Here is a 26,926-nt window from a genome sequence, read left to right as displayed (position 1 = left end):
CTTTGCAGTGAATTCACTGTTGCTTTATAATTTTATTCCGGTTCTCATTTTTGCACTTCTTGCTCTTGAGTTTTCTTCAATTTCCTTATCATCGGGGATAATCGCTTTACTCTTTATCAATTCAAATGCCTTTTTATAATTTCCGTAGATATCTCTTGTCGGCTCTCCCTCAAACATTCCGTTTTTCAGGAATCTTTTTACCAATCGGTCCTCTAAGGAATGATAAGAAATTACTACCAATCTTCCTTCAGGTTTTAAAACATTGTAAGCCTGAAGAAGCATTTCCTTTAACACTTCAAGCTCCTGGTTTACTTCTATTCTTACCGCCTGAAAAAGCTGAGCATAGAATTTATTAACCTTGTGAGGAGGAATATAGCTAAAAAGCTTTTTTAAATCCTCTGTGGTTTCTATAGTTTTTGTTTTTCTATGATGAGCAATTTCTCTTGCCAATTTTCTTGCTTCCCTTAATTCTCCGTAGTGATAAAAGATATCTGCAAGCTCTTCCTCTCCATATTCATTAATCACTCTTTTGGCATCAAGGCTCTGCATCACATTCATTCTCATATCCAAAGGAGCGTTGCTTCTTGTAGAGAAACCTCTGTCTGCCTCATCAAACTGATGAGATGAAACTCCAAGGTCAGCCAAAACGCCATCCACCTGAGGTGCTCCATACATTAGTAATGAGTTTTCCAGAAATCTGAAATTCTGATTTACCAATGTAAACCTAGGGTCATCAATTGTATTTTTAAGCGCATCGAGATCCTGGTCAAAGCTGAACAATCTTCCTTTATCAGAAAGTCTGCTCAAAATCTCCCTCGAGTGTCCGCCACCCCCAAAGGTGCAGTCCACATATATTCCGTCAGGATTCGTTACCAAATCATCAACACTCTGCTTCAACAAAACGGGGTTATGATACATGCTTAATTGTGTTTTTTGTTTAATATAATCTTAATAACTGATACCGCTTATTCTTCATCGAAAGAGCCCATCACATCCTCGGCAAGGCTGGCAAAATCGGTTTCATTGGTGGAGATCACTTTTTCGTAGGCTTCTTTATCCCAAATTTCGAAAAGTTCTCCTGCGCTGGTGATTACCGTATCTTTCTGAAGATTTGCAAAACTCATTAAGTCTTTGGAAATCTGTAATCTTCCTGCGTTGTCCAATTCTACTGTTTTTACTCCTGCCGTAAACATTCGTATGAAATCAGCATTCTTTTTAATGAACCTGTTCAGTTTATTAATTTTGCCCATAAGTTTATCCCATGCATTCATTGGATAGACCTCCAGACAAGGTTGGAACACAGATCTTTTGACTACAAATGCTTTGTCCTCGAAGTTTTCCATCTGTTTGATTAAAGATGAGGGAACTTTTAGGCGGCCTTTGTCGTCAATTTTACACTCATATGTTCCAATGAAATTTTTCATTTGGGACAAATTTATATAATAATTTCCAAAATTTCCCACTTTTTCCCACTTTTTGACTCAATGTTAATAAGTTTTATTAAAGATTGAATTCCAAGAATGTAATTTGCTGATATGTAAGGGGTTGTTAAAACTGTTATTTAAGCCATAGTAAAGCGGTTTTTAAAAAAAAAGTTAAAAAGGAGAATATTGTATTATTTTTATCTTAAATTAGGGTAATCAAAATATTTTTGAGGTTTAATTTGTATTTTTGCAAGGCTTTATTAAGGCGTTTTATGATATTTAGTACAAAAAAAGAAAAGAAATACTCCTATATAGAGGCAGGGGAAGGACATCCATTAGTGCTGTTGCACGGGTTAATGGGTGGTTTGAGCAATTTCGATAAGATGGTAGATTTTTTTTCGGAGAGAGGGTATAAGGTTTATGTTCCTCAGCTGCCAATCTACGATTTGCCAGTACTCAATACGAATCTTACCACTTTAGCAAAATATATCATCAAGTTTATAGAGAGCCATATTTCTGGCCCTGTAACGATTGTAGGAAACTCGATGGGAGGACACGTGGGACTTATTCTTACGTTGGCAAGACCGGATTTGGTAAAGAATCTTGTTTTGACTGGAAGTTCTGGTTTATATGAAAGAACTTTTGGAGATAGCTTTCCAAGGAAAAACGATAAGTCTTACATAAGAAAGAAAACTGAAGAGGTTTTCTATGATCCTAAAGTGGCTACTGAAGATCTTGTAGATGAAGTTTTTGGGGTGGTAAATGATAGGATGAAAGGAATAAAAACGGTAATGTTAGCAAGAAGTGCCATTAAGCACAACATGCTGAATGATCTTCCTAAGATTTTGACTCCTACCTGTCTGATTTGGGGAAAACAGGATAATGTAACTCCTCCGGAAGTAGCGGAAGACATGCATAAGTTTATTCCTAATTCAGATTTATTCTGGATTGATCACTGTGGCCATGCTGCCATGATGGAGAAACCGGATGATTTCAATGAAATCCTGTACAACTGGATAAAAGATAAAGTTTAAATACATAATAAATGACCATTAAGAGCTTTTCTTAGTGGTTTATTTTTCTAAAATATTTTCAAAATGGTTATTAAGACAGCAACGTTCGTAAAAAGTAGTGGAAAATGGCAGGATTGTCCGGAACCTACTATGCCTGAATATGCTTTTATCGGAAGATCTAATGTAGGAAAGTCTTCGCTGATCAATGCAATGATGAATCATAAAGATTTGGCTAAAACTTCGGGAACTCCGGGAAAAACTCAGCTGATCAATCATTTTCTAGTGAATGAAAACTGGTACCTTACTGATTTACCCGGATATGGATATGCAAAGGTTTCAAAGTCCATTCGAAAAGACTTTGAAAAGTTGATTACGAATTATATTCTGAACAGAAGAAATCTGGTGAACCTTTTTGTGTTGGTAGATTCTAGACACAATCCGCAGAAAATTGATCTGGAGTTCATCCAATGGTGTGGAGAAAGTGGAGTTCCTTTTTCAATAGTCTTTACAAAGTCAGATAAGTTAAAACCGAGTGAAATTATTAAAAACTTTGAAAATTATAAGACAGAACTTCATAAGACATGGGAAGACCTTCCTGAGCTGTATATTACCTCAGCGGAAAAGAAAACGGGTGGTGATGAGATTCTGAACTTCATAGAAAAGACGAACGACTTTTTAACTCAAAATAGTGTAAGCTTCGATGAGCAGTAATATTATCTGGAAAATAAAAACCTTTGATGAGTTTACCGTTCCGGAGCTGTATTCAATATTGAAAGCTCGTATAGATGTTTTTGTTATTGAGCAGAATTGTCCTTATCCTGATCTGGATAACTATGATCAGAAAGCGGTTCACATCTGGGCTGAAGAAAATGGTGAGGTTCTTGCCTATTGCCGTATTTTCAATAAGGGAATAAAATATGATGAAACCTCTATTGGAAGAGTTCTGACCACTGAAAAGGCTAGGGGTAAAAGCTTGGGAAAACAATTAATACAATATGCTGTAGAAACAATAGAAAATCGCTTTCGTACTTCTGAAATCAGAATATCAGCACAGGATTATCTATTGAGATTCTATACTGGATTTGGTTTTGAAGATACCGGAAACAAATACTTAGAAGACGATATTCCGCATACGGAAATGATAAAAAGATAAAAAAAGGTAGTTCAGCTGAACTACCTTTTTTGTTATATATGTTGAGTGTTTTTTATAATAAGATAAGTCAACAAAACTATTAAAGAATGATATCTATTAAGATCCTTTATTTTAAAATCCAGTTTGAAGATTGTATTTGTAATTGAAACGCTCTTCAGACATTGTTATAAAAATTAAGAAATCAAAAAAAGCAATCAATGCAGGAACAAAAGTCCAAAAAAATAAAAGATATAAAATGCCTTTAATGTTTTGTCCCAAATAAAATCTATGGATGCCCAATCCTCCTAAAAACAAAGCAAGTATAGTGGCTGTAAATTTTGACTTCATGGCTTAAACTCTTGATAAAATTTCATTCTTTTTTTCTTCAAACTCATTTGTGGAAATTATTCCATTTTCCATTAAACCTTTTAACTTTTGTAAAAGAGCAAAAGGATCTTCATTTTCTATTAAAAGTGGTTTTTGCTGATGTTGAAATTGCTGATGTTGGGCAATAATTGGTGTAGCATTGTTTACAGTGACCCCACCTGCAGAAGCTCTTCGAGTTTCAAGCTCTTTTTCTCTTCTTAGGCCTCTCATTTGTTCCTCAATTTCCTGAGCAAATTGATAGAGTTTTCTAGCTTGGTTTTTAGGGAGATAGTCCATCATATTGGTAAGCCCTCTTATTGTTTTCATGAAAAATGTAGCTCCAAAAACACTTTCCTTAATGTGACAATCTGCAACATCCACCCAACTATAATCCTGAAAATCCATGGACAAACCAAATGTTTTAGGTCTGCAGAAAATAATCCGTCTGTTGGTAAGTGCAATACAGTCGGGAGAAAAGTTCATTACAGGTTTTTTTTGAACTGCAATATATTCTACAAATTCCTGTGATGTCAGAAGGCTGTTGATTTTTTCTAAAATCCTTTCTACTGCTTTTGGATCTTGCTCTTCGTTTAAAAATTGTTTTAAGTTCATATTATTTTGTTTTTTAGTTATTGGATGTCATTGCTATTTATATATCCTACTTTTCCTGACTTTTGTACTTTTACTTTATACCATGAACTATTTTTTGAAATTTTGATTAAAGAAGTATTTTTCGATACTGTTTCTATTATTTTTGATTTAAAAGATTGTTTTTCAAAAATTTTTGTAGCACGATTGGAAATGATAATACTATTTAAGGTAAGATTAATACTTAAATCTTCAATGGAAGACTTTGGAATTTTTGTAGAGCTACCCTTACTATTGGGTTTATAATAAGAGTCAGACTTGCTTCTAGAGCTAGATTTCTTTGATGGGCTACGTTTAGATGGTATAGTTGTTGGTGAAAAATTACTTTTACATACACCGCAGGTTCCTCCACCTGAACAATGCCCACATCTAGAGCAATTGGAACAGGCAGTGCAATAGGTAGAGCCAGTACATTTTCCACCATGATGGTCACTTTCTTTTGTTATCCATAATAGAGAAGAACTTGAAATACCCTCAAAAAAACAGAAGAATAGTATAGATATGAGTAGATTCATGGTTAGTTAATAGTTTTCAAGTGTTTTATGAAGTGCCTCTCTGAAATGGTATATTTCATCTAGGTTATTAAGCAATACTTTTTCTCCGGAATCTTTTCCGTTATGAAAGGTTTCAATGTATTTATTGGCTGTATTGAAATGAAGCCTGCATAATGGTTTTCTATTGTTATCATCCAATAAAATTCCAAAGTAGGAGAGTGTATCTCTATAGGCAATGCGTGCTGCAGGAACCTTTTCTCTCATGATGGCTTTTACAATTTGGAATCCTTCAAGCTCTTCTTCGGTGGTAACAATTTTAGAATCGTTGTTTTCATCAATAGGCTGGGATGTTTTTACGTCCTCATCCTGTTTTTCAATTTGCTCATTAATGCTCAAGGCAGATTTAAGCCTGAAACTTATCGATTCATTGATGGAAGTGGTAAGGGCTTTTTTGGTATACTCCTTAAAGGAAATCATTCTGTTCGCTGTTATAGGCTTTTCAAAAAACCTACTCACCAAAAGTTTTACAATTTCATCAGATGGTGTTTCTATTTCTTTCTCAAATTCTTTTCTTATTGCCTTAATGTATTTTAAAGCTTCCGCAGAATCAAGAATGCTTTCGAGGTTATAGTCCTTTTTTGTAAAGCTTTCAAGTATTTTGATAGAGCTGTCTTTTAAGTCTTCAATATCGATGGTGAAAAAGGGTTTTTCATCCATAATGTTGGGCTTTTCAAGATCTGTATAGAAATTATAAACAATACCATTGGTAAGAACTCCAAACCTAGTCTTAGAAACGTGGTAATATCTGTGAAGTTGAGAATTGTGGGCATCCGCATTCTCTTTCCAGTGCTTGCATTCTATAATAAAAATAGGTTCGTCATTGTTTTTGATCACATAGTCTACCTTTTCTCCTTTTTTGGTTCCGATGTCACATACATGTTCAGGAACAACTTCTGTAGGGTTAAATATATCATACCCAAGAATCTGAATAAATGGCATTACAAATGCGTTTTTAGTCGCTTCTTCGGTAGCAATCTGATCTTTTAATCCTACAACTTTCTGTTGTAATTGCTCAAGTTTAATTTTAAGATCCATGGTTTTAATTTTAAAGGGTTTCATCAATTATTTCTGCCTCAGGAGCATTGGTTTTTACAGAAGAAATTCCATTTTCCATTGCGGTGTTCGAGCTATACAACTGGCTTTTACCAATAATTTCCCCGTTTCTGGCTTTCAGAACAAAATAGTCTTTATTATTGACGGCTACTCTTCTGTCATACCTTGAGTCTTCCTGAGAATTAAGTCTTACAGACTCTATTCCTTTATGGCAAGATGCTTTTTGAACATAGCCCTCGCTGGTAAGAATAATTTCTCCGTTTTTAGCCCTAAGATTGAATTGATATTCATTATTTATTCTTCTGGTGATAACAAATTTTCCCATAATTGTTCTTATTTATGGGTCAAAAGTATAGCCCTTTAAAGGTTATTCCTTACGGGAAACCGTAAAACAAAAAACCTTTCAAAAACTTGAAAGGTTTATAGGGTAGAAGTAAAGATTATATATTACAATTGAATAATCTCTAGTTATGATTTGGGTTTTACGATCTGATTAGGAGGAAGAATATCCCAATCTGGGAACTTTGCATTTTGTTTATCCTTTCTTGGGGTACTTTCAGGTTGTTTGTCTTCTTTCTTTATTTCTTTATTGTTTTCGGTGTTATTTTCCGGATTGCTCATCTTATTGAGTGTTTGTGGTTATGATGTAGTTCTTGAATTAGCTAAAAACTCTTCAGCTCGAATAGATTGAAGCATTGTTTTTACTTCTGAAGCTTTTGCGTCTTCCCTATCGTATTCTGCTTTGAAGTCTTTCAGTTCTGTAAGGCATCCTCTTAATGCTTCATCGGACTTTATACGGGATTCATTAACTTTTCTTCTTGCATCTGCTTTATTTGAACTTCCGGCCCAAAACATTAATGCCAGAAATCCAGTACATACGGAAAAAATAATATAACTAAGAATATAAGCCTTTGGATTGGTTAGATAACAAAATAGACCAAATGCGTAAAAGGGGATCGTTATTGCAACGATACAGCCGTTGCCGGATGAAGCTTTCTTTACCTCATCTTTTAAAATCTTATCCCAATATTCTCCGTGTACTTTCATCTGCTCTGCTTCATCGGTGCTATCTGAAGATATTTTATAATTTTCAATAGTTAAATCTGCGGTGGTAACAGTATTCATTTTGTACTCTGCTGTGTAGGCCTCGTGAGCCTCCACAATCCAAGGGCTGCTTATGGCTACTGCCAAAGGTTGGGTAGCATGTGTTCCTCCTGCCAATTCCGGAATAAAAGCTACGTTGGTAAGCATCTGAAGAAAGTTTGTTTTTTCTTCAAAAGCTTTCTCCTGAGCAGAATAATCAGGCTTTGCAGATCTTTTATCCCTTTTTTGATCTATAATCAGCTGATTGAGTTTTATCTTCTTTTGTAATTCAAACTCTTCATCATCAAAATTAGTAATCAGTAATGACAGAATCTCATCTAACTGATTTTTTGATGTTTTTGACTCATCAACAGGAGAGTTGAGTATATTTTTAATATAAGAAATCAGAAACTGATGAAGCTTCACTTTTTTCATAGAAGACTTAAGATCTGCCCAATTGGTACAGTATTTCTCAAGAAATGGATACTCTTTATGATCTAAACGGCCTTTAGACTGGAAGAATTTAAGCCATTCATTTTTCTGCTCATTAATATACTGATCCGTTTGTGTTAAAAGGTTAAGCCATCCATCTACAGTAGAAATAATCAGCTCTCGGGAAGCTTGGGGAAATGATCCGGTTGCGGCTGCCTCCAGAACCATCACAAATTCACGGTCAAGACGATATGGGTCCTGATGCATCAAATACCTTTGTACCCATTGATGGCAGGCCTCATCTCTACCTAGTCTTCTCATAAGAAGCATGAAGAACAGTGTTGTCTTATAATCATCTCTCCTTAATGCCTCATTCAGTGCTTTTTCAGTATCTTCACGATCATCTCGAACCCAGGCAACAATAGCAACCATTGCAGGAGCCAGCCAGTAATTGGGCGTTTTTATCATTAAGCTTTCAGCGGCGTCCTGCATGATCTCATGCCTTACAATTCCACTGTCTACAGCTTGCAAAATACCCAAGACGGTTCTTCTGATCTCTTCATAATAACCGAATTTGTTGCTAAGGTCCTGCTTTAAGCTTTCCTGCATGTTTTCAGCAAGCTGAAGCTCTCTTTTTTCTTTATCAGCTTTGATAAAATCATCAATAATACCGGACATATCATTCATCCTCCCATCCAGAGCTTGCTGCTGGTTATTAATGTTACCTATTTCAGAATTGATATTTCCTAATTGAGAGTTGAAAGAATTCAGATTGTTATTAAGGTGATTGATATTATTGTTAATCCCCTTAAGGTTATCATTAAGTAAAGAGTCTTCCTGTGACATTTCCTTGTGTTTTTAAAGATATTAGTTTTCTTATTCTGACAAAAGTATACAAATATCTTTTTAATGGACTAAATAAGTCCCAAATCTTTACAAAAAGCAACAAGTTGTTCATTGCTTGTAATCTGAAGCTCTTCTTTCAGACTATTCAGCTTTTTCTCTACGCTGCTTAGGCTGTTGGGTTTGATATTATTATTTTGGAGATACGTAGGAATATTCTTTTGAAGTACTCCCTGTGAAAGAAGCGAAACAAGAATAATATCATATTCTGTAAATTCATAGCTGTTCAACTGTTTTACATCCTGTCTAAGATCAAGAGAAAGATAGTTTTTATTGTCATAAACAGATGCGATGGCTTTTTTCAGTTCTTTAGAGTCATTTCTTGCCTTACGAACGAAACCATTGATTCCATACTCTTTAAAAAGGGAATCTATAACACCAGATTTGTGTTCCGCAGAAAAAACTATAGTTTTCAGTGAAGGATGGATTTCCTTAATAGCCCTAATAAGTTCTTTGCCGTCTTTAATATTTTGCTCACGATGATCTTCTTCATATTCAAGATCAGTAATTAATAAGTCGTAAAGGTCTTTTTCGCGGATGGATTTTTGAACCCTTCCTAATGCATCATCACAATAGTAAACATAATCTACATTGGAAATATTAAGGTCTTCAAGTGTTTTTTGAACAGAAATACTGCTGCTTTCGTGGTCTTCGGCTATTAAAATTTTTTTGAACATTCTTTTTTCTTTTTTAAGAAGTGGGAAATGAAATGTACACTTTCAGTCCCTTTTCGGTTTTAGTGTCAAAAATAACGGTACCCTTAATTTTTTCAATACGGGAAACCGTATTTGTTAACCCATTTTTATGAATAATCTCTCCCGGAATTCCAACTCCATTATCTGTGTACTGAATCTGTATAAGGTTGTTATTCCTCTCAAACTTAAAGGCGACAAGAGTAGCTTGGCTGTGTTTTTTCATATTCACCAAAAGCTCACGGATTACCTGATAAACTTCGTTTTGGGTAGAGTCATTCACATCACTCCATATATTTGGACTATTTCCTGCCAGAAAGGTTTTTACAGTGTCATTTTTAAAAGAACCAATAAGACCTGATATTTTTTCATGAAACTCAGTCTTGTCATTAGAATCAGTTTTGTCATAAGAAATATCACGGGATTTTTCATATACAAATTCCAGTTCATCAAGGGCTTTATCCCTATCAAAATGTTCCTGGTTCTCAATTTTGGTCATTACCTGGTAAATTCCGTTGGCCACCACATCATGAACCTTTTTCGAGATCTTGAGCTCGTTTTCTTTTATTTTTAACTCGTTTTCTTTTTGTAGTCTTTTCTTTCTTCTTTTATAGTAGAAAAAACCTCCGACTAAAATAATGGATAATGCTCCTAAGCCTATATTTCTTTTAAAAATTTCGACTTCATTTTTTGCGTTTTTCACCTTTAGCTGCTCAGAGCCAAACCTTTCAAGAGCAAACTGGCTTTTAGATTTGTTGCGGGCTATTTGTAAGCTGTCATCCAAATCCTGATATTTTTTGAAGAATATTTTGGTGTTTTCCGGAGTTTCTAGAAGAATTATTTTTTGCAAAGCAGCTAATTTTCCATCAGCGTTTTGAGTTTTTGAAGAAACATCAAGCATTTTATTTGCGTAGAATAAAGCTTTCTGAGGATCGCGATTTTCAAAAAAATCTGATAAATGGAAATAACTGGCATTTAATCCTGTAATATCATTTATACTGTCTCGGATTGTAAGAGCTTTAAATAATTCTTGTTCAACATTATAATTCTTGTTTTTCAAAAATCGAGTATATGCTAAATTATCATATATTCTGTAATAAGTTGTTGGATATTTTTTTAGATCAGACGACAATAAGGCTCTATTCAGAATATTTATTGCAGAATCATATTTTTTTAAAGAGTAATAAGATACCGCCTTATTATTGACTTGTGCCAGCTTGTTTCTAATATCTGTAGAGAACTTAGCTGCATTATCATGAAATACAATTGCCTTTTCATATTCATTAAGTTTTTGTGATGCTATCCCTAAATTATTATAGTTTGCTGAAAGTTCGGCAGAGTCCTTTTTTTCATCTAAGTACTTAATTGCAGATAAAGCTGTTTCCTGACTGCCATAGTAATCTCCTTTTTCACATTGAATAATTCCCATAATGACCAGGCAATTTCCTGCAAATGAATGATATCCTTTCTCAATCAATTCGTCCTTTGCTTTATTGAAGTAGGTGAAAGCACTGTCACTTTGTGAAGCATCATAAAAATCATAGGCTTTGTCATAGGTTGCCCTGTCCACTTTTGAGATTTCTTTTCTATGGCAGGAGCAAAGGACAAGGATGAATATGATGTGAATAAAGTTTTTCACGGTTTTCTTTCAAAAATAATAAAAAAAGCGAAAGAATTTCTTTCGCTTTGCTATTTACTTTCTTGGAGGCGGAGTTTGTTCTGTTTCCCCTCCTACAGGTCCTCCATCATCCGGAGTAAGTGGTACTGTTGAATAGGTTGTTACTGTACCAGAATCTTGATTATTATGAGTTGTTGTATCTGCGTTATTATTGGTGAATGTTAAGCCTAGTAACATTAATATGAATTGAATCATCTTCTTAAAAATTTAAAAATTGAGCATTTCTGTAGTTGCCGGCGAAACTGATCACAGGTAGAGCTACACGAGTAAAAAATTTGAAGCGCTTCTAAATTTTTGGGAAGTGAACCTTCAAAAACGGAGGAGAAACATCTGCTTCCCAACCCGGAGTTTTACCTCCGTTTTATCTGGTGATTTTGAAATCAGTTTTGTAAATTTGTTTTTGTAATGTTTTGTTTGTCACTGATTTCTGAAGCAAAGATGCGACAAAGCGTGACGCAGGTGTTAGTCACGTTTTGGACTTTGAAGGACAGGGAATGGACACGGGAGGCTTTATGGGAATCCGTAATGTGGTATGATTAGGAATCACCTATTTTGTAATGACCGAAAAAACTATATATGACCAAGAAAAAACTACTAATTCATGAGGTGTTTAAGAAAGCACAAAAAGACTTTCCGGCGACAAGTACAAAGAGTGGTCTATCTTCTGCACTCTCTAATTATTTTGAGGAGAGCTTAAAATTTATGATTAACGAAAGATCGTTTGTCAGATATCATAATGCATCCATACGTGATAATAGAGATCCTGATATAAAAGATGTTTTAATTCTTGATAAACTTAGTCAGTATTTAGGCTGTACAGACTTTCTTGATTTCTCCAGAACATTTGTAAAGCATGATGAAGATGCCAATAAAACAACGGTGAAAATAAAAGTGGATGAAGATGAGGAGTCTTTAACAGAAAAGCTGTCTAATATTATTATCAATATAACAAATGAACAGCATTTCAAGATGCCGGAATTTGTAAAGCAAAATGGATTGGGGATTGTTGGAATTTTCCTTATTGGAAGTGTTTTGATTGGAAATTACTCTGCAGGAAGCAAAAGTAAGAATAGCAGTACGCCATTAAGTTTTTTTGGGGGGCTTGCCAACGAGCAAAATTGTATGTTTTGGGATGACAATGAGTATAAGTTGATGGATTGTGAGGATAAGAATCCCCAACGGAATCCTGTTCCTAAGGATACGGTACAATTGAGGTATTTTAAAAGGATCACAAGAAAAGATACCCTTACGGTATATAATGCATTGGGAAAGACATGGTACTCAAAATTCAATGGGAATGTAGAGTTTTTTACAATGGATGGTGTAGATCCGGATAATGGACGGGAATTAAGGGCTTCAACAGTTTATATTATTCAAAAATATGCTCAATAAAAAAAGCGAAAGAATTCTTTCGCTTTATACTTGATTGTTGTATTACTCTGCATTCAGCATTTCCAGCTCTCCAAAATGCTTTTTAAATTTTTGGATCTTAGGACCTACTACTGCACTACAGTAGGGTTGTGTAGGGTTTTCATTATAATATCCCTGATGATATTGTTCAGCAGGCCAGAATTTTTCGAATTGAGTTAATTCCGTTACATAGGTACCAGCCCATCTTCCTGATTCCTGAGATACTTTGATCGCTTCTTCAGCTTTTGCTTTCTCAGCATCATCTTTATAATAAATTACAGAACGGTATTGAGTTCCAATATCATTCCCCTGTCTGTTAAGTTGAGTAGGGTCGTGAAGAAAGAAAAATACATCCATCAGTTGTTCATAAGAAATAACAGCAGGATCATAAGTAATTTGCACCACTTCTGCATGTCCTGTTTCTCCTGTACAAACTTCCTGATAAGTAGGATTATCCTTATGCCCGCCTGAATATCCTGAAATAGCAGATTGTACTCCTTTCAGCAGATTGAAACAGCTTTCTACACACCAGAAGCATCCACCTCCGAAAGTAATCTGTTCTAAATTATTGTTGTCCATTTTTGGTAATTATATTGTTGTATGATCTTTTCCAAACACAGAAAAAGCTGATCAAAAGTATGAAAAACTTTTTCATTTGAACATGATTTTATGTCGTAAACTCAAATTGCAATGATAGATGTGACAAATGATTTTAAACACAAATAATCATAAGAAAAATAAAGAATACTCGTCTGTGGCAACCTGTGTAATCTGCGGAAAAAAAAGAAAGCACCCTAAAAAGGATGCTTTATATTATTTAAAAAAGTCTTCAGCTATTTTTCCCAAACTAAAGCACTTGCTCCAAGAATAGCAGCATCTGCTTCGTCAAGTTCACTGAACACTAATTGTACTTTATTTCTAAAGATAGGAAGAAGGTTTCTCTCCATATGAAGTTTGGCAGGCTTTAGGATAAAATCTCCAGCCTTGATCACTCCTCCAAATAAAAGAATGGCCTGCGGTGAAGAAAACATTACAAAGTTGGCTAATGCTTCACCTAATTTTTGCCCAGTATATCTGAAAACCTCAATAGCAATTGGGTCTTCTTTCATAGCGCATTCATACACTGTTTTAGAATTAATTTCGTCTTCAGGATATTGATTCAGCATAGATTCTGGAAACTCTGCTCTCATTTTTTTAGCAGTGATGGTAATTCCTGTTGCAGATGCATAGGCTTCCAGGCTTCCTTCGGATCCTGTACTCCAGTGCTTTCTTCCGCCCGGCTTTACAATAGTGTGTCCCAGTTCTCCTGCAAAACCGTCATGTCCATAGATGAGGTTTCCGTTGGCGATGATTCCGCTGCCAACTCCTGTTCCCAGAGTAATCATGATAAAGTCTTTCATTCCACGGGCAGCTCCGAAAAGCATTTCTCCCAAGGCTGCAGCATTAGCATCATTGGTTACAGTACAAGGCAAATTGAATTTTGCCGTCATTAGCTCAGCAAAAGGAATAACACCTTTCCAGGGCAGGTTAGGAGCTAGCTCTATAGTTCCTTTGTAATAGTTTGCATTGGGTGCGCCTACACCAATTCCGTCGAAGTGCTTTTCTGTACCATGTTTTTCCATCAAGGGAGCAACATGTTCATACAATGCATCGATAAAATCCTCTACTTTATCATAGGCATCGGTTTTAAGGTTTCCTTTATCCAGAACTTCTCCACGGTGGTTTACAATTCCGAACTTAGTATTGGTTCCGCCGATGTCAACTCCAAGGGCAACTTGTTTTGATAAATCTATTAATGACATTTCTATTATTAAATTCTAGGGGCTAAAATTATAAAAAAGATTGTATTAATAGATTATTAACTGGGTTTTATTTAATATGTTAAACTGGTTTTGGTGTTTTTTTCTTTTTTCTTCCCCACCAGATCATAAATCCAGTTACGGGAAGAGAGGCACAGATAATACTTACAATAAAAGCAATGATTTTGGTAGGAAGACCTAAAATAGCGCCTACATGAATGTCATAATTGGCATTCACTACCTTTTCACCAAAATTTTTGTCCTTAGGATCATGGGTGTGTAGTAGTTCTCCGGAATTTTCGTCAAAAATCAGGCTGCTGCTCTTGTGATACGAGTAGGTAAGATGCTTTACATACACTTCAAAATTAGGATGTTCATGGTCATCCATATGCTCATGTCCTAAATCGATGGCAAAACCATAAGAATCAGGATACTTTTCTTTAACAGTATTGATGATCTTATCCAGAGTTGTTTCTGTTCTCAGTTCTATAGGGGCCTTTGTTTTGATGTGGGAGAAGTCAGGGTATTTTGTTTCCCCTCCGGAGAATAGAACATAGATCATTGCCTGTACAACAAAGAATGCATAAAACAATCCGGTAATGGAAAAGATAAGCGCGAAAATTGAAGCATAAAAACCTAATACATTGTGAAGATCATAGTTCTTTCTTTTCCAGCTTTTAATGTTTTTCCATTTAAAAGAAAAACGCTGCTTTCTTGCTGCCTTATTTTTGGGCCACCATAGAATAATCCCGGAAATCAGCATGATGATAAAGATGATAACGGGAATTCCCACTACATATGTCCCCCAGTCCTGTTTTAAAAGATAGCTCCAGTGAATCATTTTTACAATATTGAAGAACCCGTTTTTCTCATCATAAACCCGTAACACCTTTCCGGTATAAGGATTTACATAGGCTTGCTTATAAACAGGAAACTCATCAAAGTAATTCCAGGCGTCCGTATTATGTTCATACCAGAAGAACATATAGGACATTTTTTTATCGATGGGAATATTGACCCAATGAATCGGATATTTCTCCTTTACCTGATCAGCAACGGCCTTTTCCATAACCCTGATGGGAAGGATTTCTTTCTGATCAATATTTTGCTCGTGGTGATAGATAACATCTTTTCGGGTAATGTTCTCTACTTCATCCTTAAAAACATACAATGCTCCGGTAATGGAAATAATAAAAATTAAAAATCCTATTCCCAGCCCGAACCACAAATGCAGTTTGGCAGACCATTTTTTAAAGAATCCGGGTTTCTTTTTATGATGATTTTTCTTCATATTGCAGTAAAAAGTAAAGCAAAGATATGCTTTACTTTTTATTTAGTTTAATTAAAATTTATATTCAACAATAAGGGTTCCTCTTTTCCCAAGGGAGTTGATGAATTCACTGTCTCTTGCAGACCACCATGCAATAGATGGCTGATATAATCTATTAAAAAAGTTTTCTATACCCAAGGAGACTTTCCAGTTTTTGTAGACTTCACAGCTTACTTTCACATTAAAAACTGTATAGTCGGGAACAAATCCTTCTCCATAGGTATACTGTCCTGTTTTTGCATTAGGAGTAAATCTATCCTGTTTGAAAGAGTGAAGCATATCAATACCAATGAAAAGCTCCGGCACTGGTTTTACCTGTAAATAGGCAAGGACCTTTGGTGCAGAAATTCTACTGTTGTTAATTTTAGCTGAATAATTGTCATTATCATCAGGAGAAGTAATCCCTTCCATCCAACTGTAGCTCCCCCCAAACTGAAGCCATTTGACAGGAGTGAAATGTAAAAATCCTTCTACTCCATAGATAATTTCCGGAGCCCTTTTAATGGTTAAAGCTCTGTCTGCACTTTGAACAAACGTTGCTCCAAGCTTAGAGGTACTCACATAAGAAGTTAGTTCATAATTAAGCCAGTTGGAAATTTGTCCTGTTGCACCCAATTCATAATTGTTTACAATGATTGGTTTCGTTTCCAGATTCTTAATGGTTTCAGAGGTTGAGGTTCTTAGGATTCTTCCTAATTCATTAATGGAATACGCCTGTGAAAAACTTCCGAAAAGGTTAATGTAAGGCTCAATATTATAACGAAGTCCAATATTTCCTACGAGTGCATTATAGCTTAATTTTCCTCCTGCTACCGGAATACTTTGTGTAAATGTTCCGTCATTTTTAATCACAGAAAGTGTATTGAAATCATCAACATTTACCTTAATATTTTCGTAGCGAAGACCTCCTTTGATGGTTAATTTTTTGAACAGGTCAATTTTAGCTAATAAGAAAGGGGCAATATTGGTCATACTCATATTGGGAGTCCAAAAACGTCCGTCTTCCAGCTTTTGTACGGTTTCATCATTCAGAATGTCAGCTCCATAGATGATTTCTCCCTGTGAGTTTTGAGAATTCCAAAGCTGTGTATCAAGATTAAATCTGGCACCTGCTTTTTTTGAAAGAACATTGGATTGACCACCATTAAAAAAGGTATCACTATATCCATACACTGTTTTAAAATCCTGATAGTAAAGATTAACGTTTAATGAAGTTCCGGTGAATAAATTCTTATTATCATAGCTTACTCTGATATTGTGGTTTCTTGGAGTTCCCTGAGGAGTGGTCTCTAGGCTTTTTCCTTCTCCCTCACCAATGGTAGGAGTGACACCGTATTTTCCTGTTTTTAATCCTAAATCCAGATTTGATTTTGAAGAGTAACCAATATAAGAAGCTTCAACCCTTTGATTATCATTAATGTCATAGCCTAACTTTAACATTCCATTGTAGTTATCCATCTTTGCGGTACTGTAGGTAGGGCTTAGATAGACTTTATTGGCATCTTTCATATAGCCAGTTCTTTCATAGGCTAATGAAATGGCATAATCAAACCTGTTCATTTTTCCGGTTAAAAGCTGGCTGGCTCTTGCCCCCAAAGTTCCACCGGAGTTTTGTCCTGTAAACCCAATCTGAGAGATTCCTGAAATCTTTTTATCAGTTTTATTTCTTTTTGTAATATAATTGATGATACCACCGTCTGCACCGTTTCCATAAATAGAAGAGGCCCCTTTGATGACTTCAACTCTTTCAATAGCTGATGGATCAATTACCCTTAAATCTCTTGCCCCGTTTCGAAGTGGGGTAGATTGTGGAACTCCATCAATTAAAACCAATACTTGACGTCCTCTTAAAGTCTGGCCTGTATTGGACGTTTGCCCGGAATTGGTTCCTAAACTGGGAACAGTATATTGTAAGATACTCGTGATATCTGAATTGACCGTCAATTGGGACTGAATCTGCTTTTCTCCTACGATTGTAATAGAGCTTGGAACTTCTTTTATGTTTTCTTTTTTTCTGGAGGCAGTCATGACAACCTCGTCTACATTTTTAGTTTGTAGAGTATCTTTTACCTGAGCAAAAACGCTAGTAGTTCCTAAGCAGGCAGCTGATAAAAGCACTTTTTTCATTATATTTTCTTTCCTTGTTTCTTTCTTTTTCCCCACCAAACCAGGAATCCGGTTACAGGGAGTGATGTACAGATGAGGCCGGCTATAAACCATATAATTTTTCCAATGATTCCGAAGTAGGATCCGGTATGGATATCATAATTGGCGTTGGAGTATTTCTCAGCAGTATTGAGTTTGTGATGAGGTTTATTGGCTAATAATTTTCCGGAGTATTTGTCAAATGTCAGAATGTTTCTTTCACTGTATCTTCCATCCAGTCCATAAACTGTTACTGGAAGGTTTTTCAGTTCTTTTCCTTTTTTATTCTTTCCGTTTAGAGTAATTCTGAAGCTGGATGATTTTGCATACAATTTTTCAGTCTGTGCCGCAGCCAGATCAAAAACAGCTTCATTCTTTGCCATCAAAGAGTCCGGAGATTTTTTTTCTTTTTCCTTTGGAAGTTCCCATGATCCGGATAATGCGAATGTAAACGTATTTTTTACGTAGGGATATGCAAAATAAATCCCGGTTATACTTAAAAGAAGAGCAATAAATGATGCATAGAATCCTAGTATGTTGTGAAGATCATAGTTTTTACGCTTCCAGTTTTTTACATTTTCCCAATTGAACCAAAAACGTCCTTTTCTGGCATTTTTATTTTTAGGCCACCATAAAATGATTCCTGTAATCAGCATAACGATAAAAAGAATGGTTGGAATTCCTACGGTATATGGACCCCATTCTGAATTGAGCAGAAGTCCCCAGTGGATATATTTCAGAATATTGAATACATCATATTTTTCATCGTAGACTGCAAGAATTTGCCCGGTATACTGATTCACGTAGACCTGCTTGTTGATGAGTACCTGCTGAAAATAGTTCCATCCCTTTTTGCTTTTTTCATAGTACTGAAACTGGTAGGACCTGGTTTTATCCAAAGGAATTTCTACAGCATTTACAGGATACTTTTCATTAAGTTCCAGCGATACTTTTTCACGAAGAAGATTAATAGATAGTGGCTTTGTTCCGATATCCTCTTTTTTCAGATAAATGGCTTCTTTGCGTATACTATTCTGTATTTCATCCTTAAAAACATATAAAGTCCCTGAAAGTGAGACTATAAACACAATGATACCAACGGACAAACCAAACCACAAATGCAGTTTGGCAAACCATTTCTTTGTTGGAGAAACTTTCTTTTTATGATGACGTTTATTTTTCATAGCAAAAAGTTAACCCCCGAGAGGGTTAACCTTTATTTTTTAGAATTTATATCCAATTGATAATCTCCAGTTACGTGGGGCATTGTATATCCATGCATACTCACCTCCATCACCTCTGTATCCGCTATACAGCTTTCTATTCAGGGTATTGTTAAGAAGTAGATTGATGTCGAATTTTTTTGCAACATAGGAAACTCCAAAGTTCGTGTCAAAATAATCTGGCAGGCTTTGATCTTTCGTGGCGTCTACTCCAAACCATGATTGTCTTCCTCCCTGATATTGATATCCTGCTGAAATTCCAAACCCTTTTAATGTTCCGTTTTCAAATCTGTAGCTGATCCAAGTATTTTGAACATTTTTAGCATTTCCGGGTGACTGTACACCTATTCTTGAAACATCCGTGTCTTTCACTGTTTTAGCATCTGTATAGGCATAATTGATGACAATATTCAATCCCTTTACGATTTCTCCTTTGATGTCTGTTTCAAAACCTCGGGCTCTTTGCTCTCCTGTAGCGATCTGAAAAGGGTTTCCTTCGTTTAGGTCTTTATTACCATTCACAAGAATATTTTTTCTTCTTATTTCATATACTGCAAAAGTGGTATTCCATTTTCCTCCGAACCAATCTTTTTTCAATCCAAATTCTATATTTTGACCTCTGAAAGGATCTGTAATTGTAGTCTGCTTGATTCCTGTTCCAGATTGTGGAACGAATGTCTTATCATATATTCCATAAACAGAAAAATCTTTCATTATAGAATAACTCACACCTACTCTTGGGGTAAATTCTCCTGCTGTATCGGGTTTTACTTCTCCAAGGTTAGGATATCCGGCATAGGTCTTTCCGCTTGTATATCTTCCTGCTAATGTTATTCTTAGCTTGTTGTTAAACATTTCAATCTGATCCTGAGCATAATATGAAGTGTATTTTACTCCTTGATCATTGTAAAATGGTGCCGAAGTATTTAAGCTATAGAAGTCTGAAGTGGGAAGAGTAGAGGGATCAACTCCATAGTGAACATTGTAAATATTAATTGGGAATTTCCCTTGAAAAGAAGAGAAGTCTGCATTATATTTTCTATCACCGTAGTCAAACCCTGCAATTATTTTATGAACAATATTTCCTGTATTAAGGGATCCTCTTACGTAGGTTTGGAAAATGTGGTTTTTACCTTTTGCTTGCCAATTACTTAACGTTCTGTTTAAAATATCTTTGTTATTAGGGTCAAATGTTCCCCACCAAGAACCTCCGTCATAATTAAGATCCATATAAGAATACTGTGTACTCCATACCCAATCTTTAAATAGCTTTTGGTCTAAACTTAAAAATAAACTCTGATCTTTTACCTCAGTCTTTTTAAAATTAGGATCATTAAAGTTAGTGTGGACATTTAAAGAAGCGTATCCGTCATTTGACATCAGATAGGCTCCAGGTTGATTGAACTTCAGATATTGGTAATTATACTGAGCTGTAAAGGTTGTTGTTTTCGTAGGTCTGAAAGTGATAGACGGGGCAACAATTATTTTGCTTGTTTTATCATTTTCTACCCATGATTTATTAGAACTTCCCATTAAGTTTAAACGATAGTCTAAAACACCATCCTTAATAAGAACACCATCTAAATCTGCTTCTCCTCTAAAAAGATTATAGCTGCCCGTTGTAAAGCGTACACTATTTGCAAATTTTCCGGTTGGTTTTTTTGTTACAACATTATAAAACCCGGCAGGATCTCCCATTGAACCCATAAACCCGGCAGGTCCTTTTACGAATTCTACCCTGTCAATAATAGATGCATCAGGATTTATTGGTCCCCATGTGGAAGACACATTCATTCCATTCATATAAGTAGCAATTCCGGCTCCTCTCATAAATACATTGGAATATACATTATCCCAATGTTCTACTTTTCTGGCTCCGCTGACATTTCGTACAATTCCTTCAGACATATTCAATGTAATCTGATCTGCCAAAATTTGTGAACTGATGGATTGTACGTTTTGCGGAAGCTCTATAATTGGAGTTTGGATTCTTAATGATCCGGAAACTTCATTCAGTTTATATTTTTGATAATATCTTCCGTTGACAACTACTTCTTCAATATCATTAGATTTAATCGTGTCTTTTTCCTGAGCAAAAATTAACATGGAAGTTAATAATGCAGCTCCTATCGTCAGTTTTTTCATTGTTTATATAAGGGTAGTAAATTATTGTAACAGTTTAGAGTTTATAAGTAAAGGTCTCCAAGGTATTGATTATCTATGCTTGAAAAAGGTTGTGGGTTTTCAATAGCCTTTAGATGCATTTTATTTGAATATTCACGATCCTTTTTTATGTATGAGTTAATGACAACTACTTCTTCAATGCTTCTGGTATGGGTAGAATCCTTTTCCTGAGCGAGGGGCAATATTGGACCAAGCATTGAAGCATAGATCAGTACATTTTTCATGAAAGGCAAATTTTTTGCAAATATATTATTTTTAAGTATTCTAAATAAATAATATGTTTGATATTTATCATGAAAATAGTATATACTGAATAACAAAAAACCGCTCTGGCAATGCCAGAGCGGTTTTTTTATTATATCACTAATTGTTTCTTACGCTGGAATTTCTCCTTTGTATAAGAAAGAAACAATTTCTTTGTTCAATTTATCCATCATTTCGCTGAATAAGTGGAAAGATTCCTGTTTGTAGATAACAAGTGGATCTTTTTGCTCATAAACAGCACCTTGAGAAGATCTTCTTAGGTCATCCATTTCACGAAGGTGAAGCTTCCAGTTTTCATCAATGATTGATAAAGTGATGTTCTTTTCAAAATCATTGATTAAGCTTTCACATTGAGTATCGTATGCTTCTTTCAAATCAGCAACAATAGTCATTGTTTTGTGCCCGTCTGTGAAAGGGACCTGGATCATCTTAAACATCGAACCTTGATTTTGGTAAACATTCTCAATGATTGGGAATGATTTTTCCTTTAATAGGTTCAACTTCATTTTATAATCTTCCTGAGCGGCGTTGAATAAGATGTTAGTTAAATCCTGAACTGTTTTATTATTAAAATCACTCTGGGAAACCGGAGATTCCATTGTGAATGTTTTAATGATTTCGTATTCAAAATCCTTATAATTTCCAGTAGCTTTTCCTTTCGCAACGATAGAATTAGCAACATCGAAAATCATGTTTGTAATATCATATTTCAAGTGGTCCCCGAATAGGGCATTCTTTCTTCTCTTGTAGATTACGTCACGCTGCTTGTTCATTACGTCATCATACTCAAGAAGTCTCTTTCTTGTTCCGAAGTTGTTTTCCTCTACTTTTTTCTGAGCTCTTTCAATAGACTTGCTGATCATAGAATGCTGAATGACTTCACCTTCCTTATGACCCATTCTGTCCATCATTTTAGCAATTCTTTCAGAACCGAATAAACGCATCAGGTTATCTTCAAGAGAAACATAGAATTGAGAACTTCCAGGATCTCCCTGACGTCCTGCTCTACCTCTCAACTGTCTGTCAACACGTCTTGAATCGTGTCTTTCTGTACCGATAATGGCAAGACCTCCCGCTTCTTTTACCTCCTTAGAAAGCTTAATATCCGTACCACGACCCGCCATGTTGGTTGCAATAGTTACAACCCCCGGCTGTCCTGCTCCTGCAACAATCTCAGCTTCTTTCTTGTGAAGCTTCGCGTTCAGTACCTGGTGCGGAATTTTTCTTAATTGAAGTGCCTTTGAAAGCAACTGAGAAATTTCAACAGAGGTTGTACCTACCAGTACAGGTCTTTTTGCTGCAGTTAATCTTTCAATTTCCTCAATTACAGCGTTATATTTTTCTCTATTAGTTTTGAAAACTAAATCTTGTTTGTCATTTCTTAAAATAGGACGGTTGGTTGGAATTACCACAACATCTAATTTGTAGATTTCCCAAAGCTCACCTGCCTCTGTTTCAGCAGTACCCGTCATCCCCGCAAGCTTATTGTACATACGGAAGTAGTTCTGAAGAGTAACGGTTGCAAAAGTTTGCGTTGCTGCCTCAATCTTTACATTTTCCTTAGCTTCAATAGCCTGATGAAGACCGTCTGAATAACGACGTCCCTCCATGATACGTCCTGTTTGCTCATCAACAATTTTTACCTCACCATCGATAACTACATATTCATCATCTTTTTCAAATAATGTATAAGCTTTCAATAGCTGGCTCATGGTATGAACACGTTCTGATTTTTCAGCAAAATCAGAGAAAAGTCTTTCTTTAGCCTCGAATTCCTCTTCTTTAGATAAGTTTTTAGCTTCTACTTCAGCAATTTCAGTCCCAATATCAGGAAGAACGAAGAAGTTAGCATCAGAGTTACCCTGAGACATGTATTCAACACCTTTGTCTGTAAGGTCAACCTGATTGTTCTTTTCTTCAATCACGAAGTATAGATCCTTATCTACAATCGGCATATCACGGTTGTTATCCTGCATGTATTGCGCCTCAACTTTCTGAAGCAATGCTCTGTTTCCGCTTTCCGATAAGAATTTGATTAATTGTCTGTTTTTAGGAAGACCTCTGTAAGCCTGAAGCAATTTGAATCCTCCTTCTTTAGTGTTTCCTGCAGCGATTAATTTTTTCGCTTCATTGAAGATTGCAGAAACTGTTTTTTTCTGAACGTCAACAATTCTGTCGATAGAAGGTTTCAGAACATCAAACTCCTGTCTGTCTCCTTGAGGAACCGGACCGGAAATAATTAACGGTGTTCTTGCATCATCTACCAATACAGAATCCACCTCGTCTACGATAGCAAAGTTCAATTCTCTTTGTACCAATTCGGTAGGTGAAGTCACCATGTTATCTCTCAAATAATCGAAACCAAATTCATTGTTGGTTCCATAAGTAATATCTGAGTTGTATGCTTTTCTTCTTCCGTCTGAGTTCGGCTGGTGGTTGTCAATACAGTCAATAGACATCCCATGGAACTGATAAAGAGGTCCCATCCACGCGGAGTCTCTTTTTGCAAGGTAGTCATTCACTGTTACAACGTGAACCCCTCTTTCGGGAAGTGAATTTAAGTAAATAGGTAGTGTTCCTACTAAAGTTTTACCTTCACCAGTTGCCATCTCGGCAATTTTACCACCGTGAAGAATAATACCTCCGATAAACTGAACGTCATAGTGGACCATATCCCAAACTACAGGAGTTCCGGCAGCGTCCCATGAGTTTTTCCAAACAGCTGTGTCTCCTTGAATTTCAACGAAATCTTTCCCTGCAGCAGCAAGTTCTCTATCCCAGTCACTTGCAGTTACACGGATTTCTCCATTCTGAGCCCATCTTCTTGCCGTTTCTTTGATCAATGCAAAAGCTTCCGGAAGAACCTGAACCAGGACTTTTTCTTCAATTTCGTATGATTCTTTCTTTAAAGACTCAATTGTTGAGAAAAGAGCTTCTTTCTCGTCAACGTTTGTTGAGTTTTTTATCTGCTCTTTAATCTGTTCTATTTGAGCTGTGATCTTACTGGTTGCAGATTTTATATTCTCTTTAAACTCAGCAGTTTTTTGTCTCAAACCATCATCCGACAATTGTTGGATGTTTGGTTCTACAGCCTTGATTTTTGTTACAACTTTTTTTACTTCTTTTAGGTCCTGCGCTTTTTTGTCTCCCAAAAACCCTTTAAGAACTTTGTTTAAAAAACTCATAAATTTTTTGCTTTATGCTTAATGCAAGATGCTTTAAGCGTTTTAAATGACACGCTTATCGTGTAAGTTAATATATAAAAAGGGCAAAAAAGCTCTAAGCACGCAGCCTAAAGCTTATCGCTTTATTAATATTCGTCCTCGTTCCAAAGGAAATCTTCGTCCGTAGGATAGTCACTCCAAACTTCCTCAATAGATTCATAAATTTCTCCTTCATCTTCGATTGCCTGAAGGTTTTCAACTACTTCCATAGGAGCACCAGTTCTGATTGCGTAGTCAATAAGCTCTGCTTTTGTCATTGGCCAAGGTGCGTCACTTAGATATGAAGCTAATTCTAATGTCCAGTACATAATTTTCTAATTTTTTGCAAAAGTATAAAAATAGGTTGTATAATAAACTTTTTTATACTTGATTTTCAATTCTTTTTATAATTTTTTCTTATAAATGACTGTCACCAACTGCATGGCAGCCATGTCAGTAATTTACTTAATGTCGTTTTCTCAAAAACCATTCCACAAATTTTTTTATGCCATTTTGGAAGTCTGTGGAGGGTTCATAGCCTATTAAAGCCTTTGCTTTGGTAATATCTGCATTGGTTTTTGTGACATCACCCGGCTGCATTGGCAGATTTTTTCTGACAGCAGTCATGTTCATGACATTTTCTATGGTGGCAACCATGTCGTTTAAGGTGATGACTTGATTTTCTCCCAGATTAAGAATTTCATAGACGTCAGAATTCTTTTCCAGATAAAGAATAGACTTGGTGATGCCATCAATAATATCATCAATATAGGTGTAATCTCTTGCTGTATTTCCATTTCCGTAGAAAGGGATTTCCATTCCTTCAGAAATAAGTTGAGTGAATTTGTGTATGGCAAGATCAGGGCGTTGCCTTGGCCCATATACTGTAAAAAATCTTAGCTGGATCATATCAATATGATAAAGCTCATGATATACATGTCCCAGAATTTCTCCACATTTCTTGGTCGCAGCATAAGGAGAAATAGGGTTGTCTACATTATCTGTTTCTGCAAAAGGCGTCTTTTCATTATTGCCATAAACACTTGATGAAGAAGCACAAATGAATTTTTTAATGTTAAAATCCTTACACAGTTCCCAAAGGTTCATAGTGCCGCGAACATTCACTTCTTCATATTCCAAAGGTCTTTCGATAGAAGGGCGAACGCCGGCTAATGCTGCCAGATGGATCACCATGTCGATAGAATGGCTTTTGAAAATATTTTCAAGTCCTTTTTTATCTCTAATGTCCTGATAATAAAGGGTATAATTGTGAGCGTGAGAGAGGGAAACTAGGTGCTGGATATCAGTCTCTTTGTCAGAGAACTCAAAATCCGAAATTTTATCAATTGACTCTAAAGTGTTTTTAATTTTTATCTGATAGTTGTAGAAATCATCAAAATTGTCAATGTTTATGACAGAATGTCCATTTCTTAATAATCGTTCAATTAAATGGGAACCGATGAACCCGCTGCCTCCTGTTATAAGATAAATCATCTGTGGTTTTATTTATACAAAAATATAAATTTTACTTTTTGAAAAATATAATCATTAAATTTACGTAAAAAAGTAATATAAATATAATATGCAGTTTCAAGGGCAAATATTAAAAATGACAAGCTACGATGGAAAACCCATCCAATATTATCTCAATCTTTCTGGGGATTTGATCCACATGAATGAGCTGTTTGGAAAGGAGTTAAGCATTAAACATGTCGGCTTCCAGTGTGTAAATTGTGGTGAGAATAAACCTATTTACAGAATGGGATTCTGCAAGAGTTGCTTTTTTGAAAGCCCTTATGCAAGTGATACCATTATCCGGCCGGAGCTTTCCACAGCACATTTAGGAGTGGCAGAGCGTGATCTGGAGGTTGAAAAACAAATTCAGCTTCAGCCCCACACCGTTTACCTGGCTTATACTGGTGATGTAAAGGTGGGAGTAACCAGAAATACTCAGATCCCAACAAGATGGATTGATCAGGGAGCAACCTTTGCATTACCCATTGCAAGAACAGAAAACCGTTATGAAGCAGGGATGATAGAAGTTGCGCTAAAGGATCATTTACAGGATAAAACAAACTGGAGAAAAATGCTTCAGGATGACTTTGAGGGAGAGCTAGATCTTGCAGATTTTAGACAGAAGATTAAAGAATATTTTCCTGAAGATTTTCAAAAGTTCTATAGTGAGGGAGAAGAAGTGTGGAAATTTGATTATCCTTTTGAAAAGCCGGAAAAGGTAACTTCATTTACCTTAGATAAAAAACCTGAGTTTACAGGAAAGCTTGTTGGTATTAAAGGTCAGTATCTTGGATTTGATGGCGGAAACTTCATCAATGTAAGAGGACATGAGGGCTATGTAATTGAATTGGCGATAAAGAATTGATCTTAATTTA

Annotated in this window: 26 protein-coding genes and 1 pseudogene; 5 read left to right on the top strand and 22 right to left on the bottom strand. The window is 35.7% G+C overall.

Translation table 11 applies throughout. From position 1 onward, the window contains the following. Positions 1 to 24: 24 nt before the first annotated feature. Both rsmH and mraZ read right to left on the bottom strand, forming a co-directional pair. Complete coding sequence (gene rsmH / locus EG359_RS14085) at positions 25 to 918, bottom strand: 16S rRNA (cytosine(1402)-N(4))-methyltransferase RsmH (RefSeq protein ID WP_076352798.1); 894 nt, start codon at positions 916 to 918, stop codon at positions 25 to 27. A 47-nt stretch (positions 919 to 965) separates the two neighbouring features. After that, positions 966 to 1,424 (bottom strand): division/cell wall cluster transcriptional repressor MraZ, encoded by a 459-nt coding sequence (gene mraZ / locus EG359_RS14080; RefSeq protein WP_076352797.1) that lies wholly within the window; start codon positions 1,422 to 1,424, stop codon positions 966 to 968. A 272-nt stretch (positions 1,425 to 1,696) separates the two neighbouring features. Here mraZ and EG359_RS14075 point away from each other — a divergent pair, with 272 nt between their 5' ends. The 3 genes from EG359_RS14075 (at position 1,697) to EG359_RS14065 (ending at position 3,590) form a co-directional block, all read left to right on the top strand. After that, positions 1,697 to 2,458 (top strand): alpha/beta fold hydrolase, encoded by a 762-nt coding sequence (locus tag EG359_RS14075; RefSeq protein WP_076352796.1) that lies wholly within the window; start codon positions 1,697 to 1,699, stop codon positions 2,456 to 2,458. Between the two features lie 63 nt (positions 2,459 to 2,521). Further along, positions 2,522 to 3,148, top strand: a complete 627-nt coding sequence (gene yihA, locus EG359_RS14070; protein ID WP_076352795.1) for a ribosome biogenesis GTP-binding protein YihA/YsxC — start codon at positions 2,522 to 2,524, stop codon at positions 3,146 to 3,148. After that, positions 3,138 to 3,590: a GNAT family N-acetyltransferase gene (locus EG359_RS14065; protein ID WP_076352794.1), complete on the top strand. Its 453-nt coding sequence runs from the start codon at positions 3,138 to 3,140 to the stop codon at positions 3,588 to 3,590. Before yihA ends, EG359_RS14065 begins: the two co-directional genes overlap by 11 nt. 111 nt (positions 3,591 to 3,701) lie before the next feature. On the opposite strand, the gene EG359_RS14060 is transcribed toward EG359_RS14065, so the two are convergent. The 10 genes from EG359_RS14060 to EG359_RS14020 all read right to left on the bottom strand — a co-directional run bounded on the left by EG359_RS14060 (position 3,702) and on the right by EG359_RS14020 (position 11,173). Then, a complete protein-coding gene (locus EG359_RS14060) occupies positions 3,702 to 3,917 on the bottom strand; it encodes a TM2 domain-containing protein (RefSeq protein ID WP_076352793.1) in 216 nt (71 codons plus the stop codon). Between the two features lie 3 nt (positions 3,918 to 3,920). After that, positions 3,921 to 4,547, bottom strand: a complete 627-nt coding sequence (locus EG359_RS14055) for a PH domain-containing protein (protein WP_076352792.1) — start codon at positions 4,545 to 4,547, stop codon at positions 3,921 to 3,923. Positions 4,548 to 4,564: 17 nt separating this feature from the next. Next, the gene (locus EG359_RS14050; RefSeq protein ID WP_123867400.1) at positions 4,565 to 5,098 is read right to left on the bottom strand and encodes an SH3 domain-containing protein; all 534 of its coding nucleotides are present in this window, start codon (positions 5,096 to 5,098) and stop codon (positions 4,565 to 4,567) included. Between the two features lie 6 nt (positions 5,099 to 5,104). Next, positions 5,105 to 6,172 (bottom strand): type I restriction endonuclease, encoded by a 1,068-nt coding sequence (locus EG359_RS14045; RefSeq protein ID WP_076353387.1) that lies wholly within the window; start codon positions 6,170 to 6,172, stop codon positions 5,105 to 5,107. A gap of 10 nt (positions 6,173 to 6,182) precedes the next feature. Continuing rightward, complete coding sequence (locus tag EG359_RS14040; protein WP_076352790.1) at positions 6,183 to 6,515, bottom strand: YegP family protein; 333 nt, start codon at positions 6,513 to 6,515, stop codon at positions 6,183 to 6,185. A gap of 143 nt (positions 6,516 to 6,658) precedes the next feature. Then, positions 6,659 to 6,811 (bottom strand): hypothetical protein, encoded by a 153-nt coding sequence (locus EG359_RS22465; RefSeq protein ID WP_164463068.1) that lies wholly within the window; start codon positions 6,809 to 6,811, stop codon positions 6,659 to 6,661. Positions 6,812 to 6,829: 18 nt separating this feature from the next. After that, entirely contained in the window at positions 6,830 to 8,551 is a 1,722-nt protein-coding gene (locus EG359_RS14035) for a hypothetical protein (RefSeq protein WP_076352789.1), read from the bottom strand. A gap of 68 nt (positions 8,552 to 8,619) precedes the next feature. Then, positions 8,620 to 9,285, bottom strand: a complete 666-nt coding sequence (locus EG359_RS14030; protein WP_076352788.1) for a response regulator — start codon at positions 9,283 to 9,285, stop codon at positions 8,620 to 8,622. A 13-nt stretch (positions 9,286 to 9,298) separates the two neighbouring features. Beyond that, positions 9,299 to 10,939: a tetratricopeptide repeat-containing sensor histidine kinase gene (locus tag EG359_RS14025; protein ID WP_123867398.1), complete on the bottom strand. Its 1,641-nt coding sequence runs from the start codon at positions 10,937 to 10,939 to the stop codon at positions 9,299 to 9,301. 54 nt (positions 10,940 to 10,993) lie between these two features. Beyond that, entirely contained in the window at positions 10,994 to 11,173 is a 180-nt protein-coding gene (locus EG359_RS14020) for a hypothetical protein (RefSeq protein ID WP_123867396.1), read from the bottom strand. A gap of 381 nt (positions 11,174 to 11,554) precedes the next feature. Between EG359_RS14020 and EG359_RS14015 the strand changes: the two genes are divergently transcribed. Continuing rightward, positions 11,555 to 12,370: a hypothetical protein gene (locus EG359_RS14015; RefSeq protein WP_076352786.1), complete on the top strand. Its 816-nt coding sequence runs from the start codon at positions 11,555 to 11,557 to the stop codon at positions 12,368 to 12,370. 42 nt (positions 12,371 to 12,412) lie between these two features. On the opposite strand, the pseudogene msrA reads toward EG359_RS14015, so the two are convergent. From msrA to EG359_RS13965, 10 genes and pseudogenes are all read right to left on the bottom strand, one after another. Then, positions 12,413 to 13,043: pseudogene (gene msrA / locus EG359_RS14010) on the bottom strand (peptide-methionine (S)-S-oxide reductase MsrA). 178 nt (positions 13,044 to 13,221) lie between these two features. After that, positions 13,222 to 14,190 carry an ROK family protein gene (locus EG359_RS14005; RefSeq protein WP_076352784.1) on the bottom strand — a complete coding sequence of 323 codons (969 nt, stop codon included), beginning with the start codon at positions 14,188 to 14,190 and terminating at the stop codon, positions 13,222 to 13,224. A gap of 79 nt (positions 14,191 to 14,269) precedes the next feature. After that, on the bottom strand, positions 14,270 to 15,478 hold the full coding sequence (locus tag EG359_RS14000; RefSeq protein ID WP_076352783.1) for a PepSY-associated TM helix domain-containing protein: 1,209 nt from the start codon (positions 15,476 to 15,478) through the stop codon (positions 14,270 to 14,272). 51 nt (positions 15,479 to 15,529) lie between these two features. Then, a complete protein-coding gene (locus tag EG359_RS13995; RefSeq protein ID WP_076353385.1) occupies positions 15,530 to 17,644 on the bottom strand; it encodes a TonB-dependent receptor in 2,115 nt (704 codons plus the stop codon). After that, the gene (locus EG359_RS13990; RefSeq protein ID WP_076352782.1) at positions 17,644 to 18,846 is read right to left on the bottom strand and encodes a PepSY-associated TM helix domain-containing protein; all 1,203 of its coding nucleotides are present in this window, start codon (positions 18,844 to 18,846) and stop codon (positions 17,644 to 17,646) included. Before EG359_RS13990 ends, EG359_RS13995 begins: the two co-directional genes overlap by 1 nt. A gap of 39 nt (positions 18,847 to 18,885) precedes the next feature. After that, positions 18,886 to 21,030, bottom strand: coding sequence for a TonB-dependent siderophore receptor (locus EG359_RS13985; protein ID WP_076352781.1), 2,145 nt, complete (start codon positions 21,028 to 21,030; stop codon positions 18,886 to 18,888). 41 nt (positions 21,031 to 21,071) lie between these two features. Continuing rightward, entirely contained in the window at positions 21,072 to 21,293 is a 222-nt protein-coding gene (locus EG359_RS13980; RefSeq protein WP_076352780.1) for a hypothetical protein, read from the bottom strand. 150 nt (positions 21,294 to 21,443) lie between these two features. Next, on the bottom strand, positions 21,444 to 24,518 hold the full coding sequence (secA, locus tag EG359_RS13975) for a preprotein translocase subunit SecA (RefSeq protein WP_076352779.1): 3,075 nt from the start codon (positions 24,516 to 24,518) through the stop codon (positions 21,444 to 21,446). A 125-nt stretch (positions 24,519 to 24,643) separates the two neighbouring features. Next, positions 24,644 to 24,865 (bottom strand): DUF2795 domain-containing protein, encoded by a 222-nt coding sequence (locus EG359_RS13970; protein WP_002662059.1) that lies wholly within the window; start codon positions 24,863 to 24,865, stop codon positions 24,644 to 24,646. Positions 24,866 to 25,001: 136 nt separating this feature from the next. Continuing rightward, the gene (locus EG359_RS13965; protein ID WP_076352778.1) at positions 25,002 to 26,030 is read right to left on the bottom strand and encodes a GDP-mannose 4,6-dehydratase; all 1,029 of its coding nucleotides are present in this window, start codon (positions 26,028 to 26,030) and stop codon (positions 25,002 to 25,004) included. 88 nt (positions 26,031 to 26,118) lie between these two features. Here EG359_RS13965 and EG359_RS13960 point away from each other — a divergent pair, with 88 nt between their 5' ends. Then, entirely contained in the window at positions 26,119 to 26,916 is a 798-nt protein-coding gene (locus EG359_RS13960) for a DUF2797 domain-containing protein (protein ID WP_076352777.1), read from the top strand. The last annotated feature ends 10 nt before the right edge of the window (positions 26,917 to 26,926 follow it).

The sequence above is a fragment of the Chryseobacterium joostei genome, assembly GCF_003815775.1.
GTDB classification, from domain to species: domain Bacteria; phylum Bacteroidota; class Bacteroidia; order Flavobacteriales; family Weeksellaceae; genus Chryseobacterium; species Chryseobacterium joostei.
Note: the sequence above shows the minus strand (reverse complement) of the source record. Positions and strands in the feature narration are given on the sequence as shown.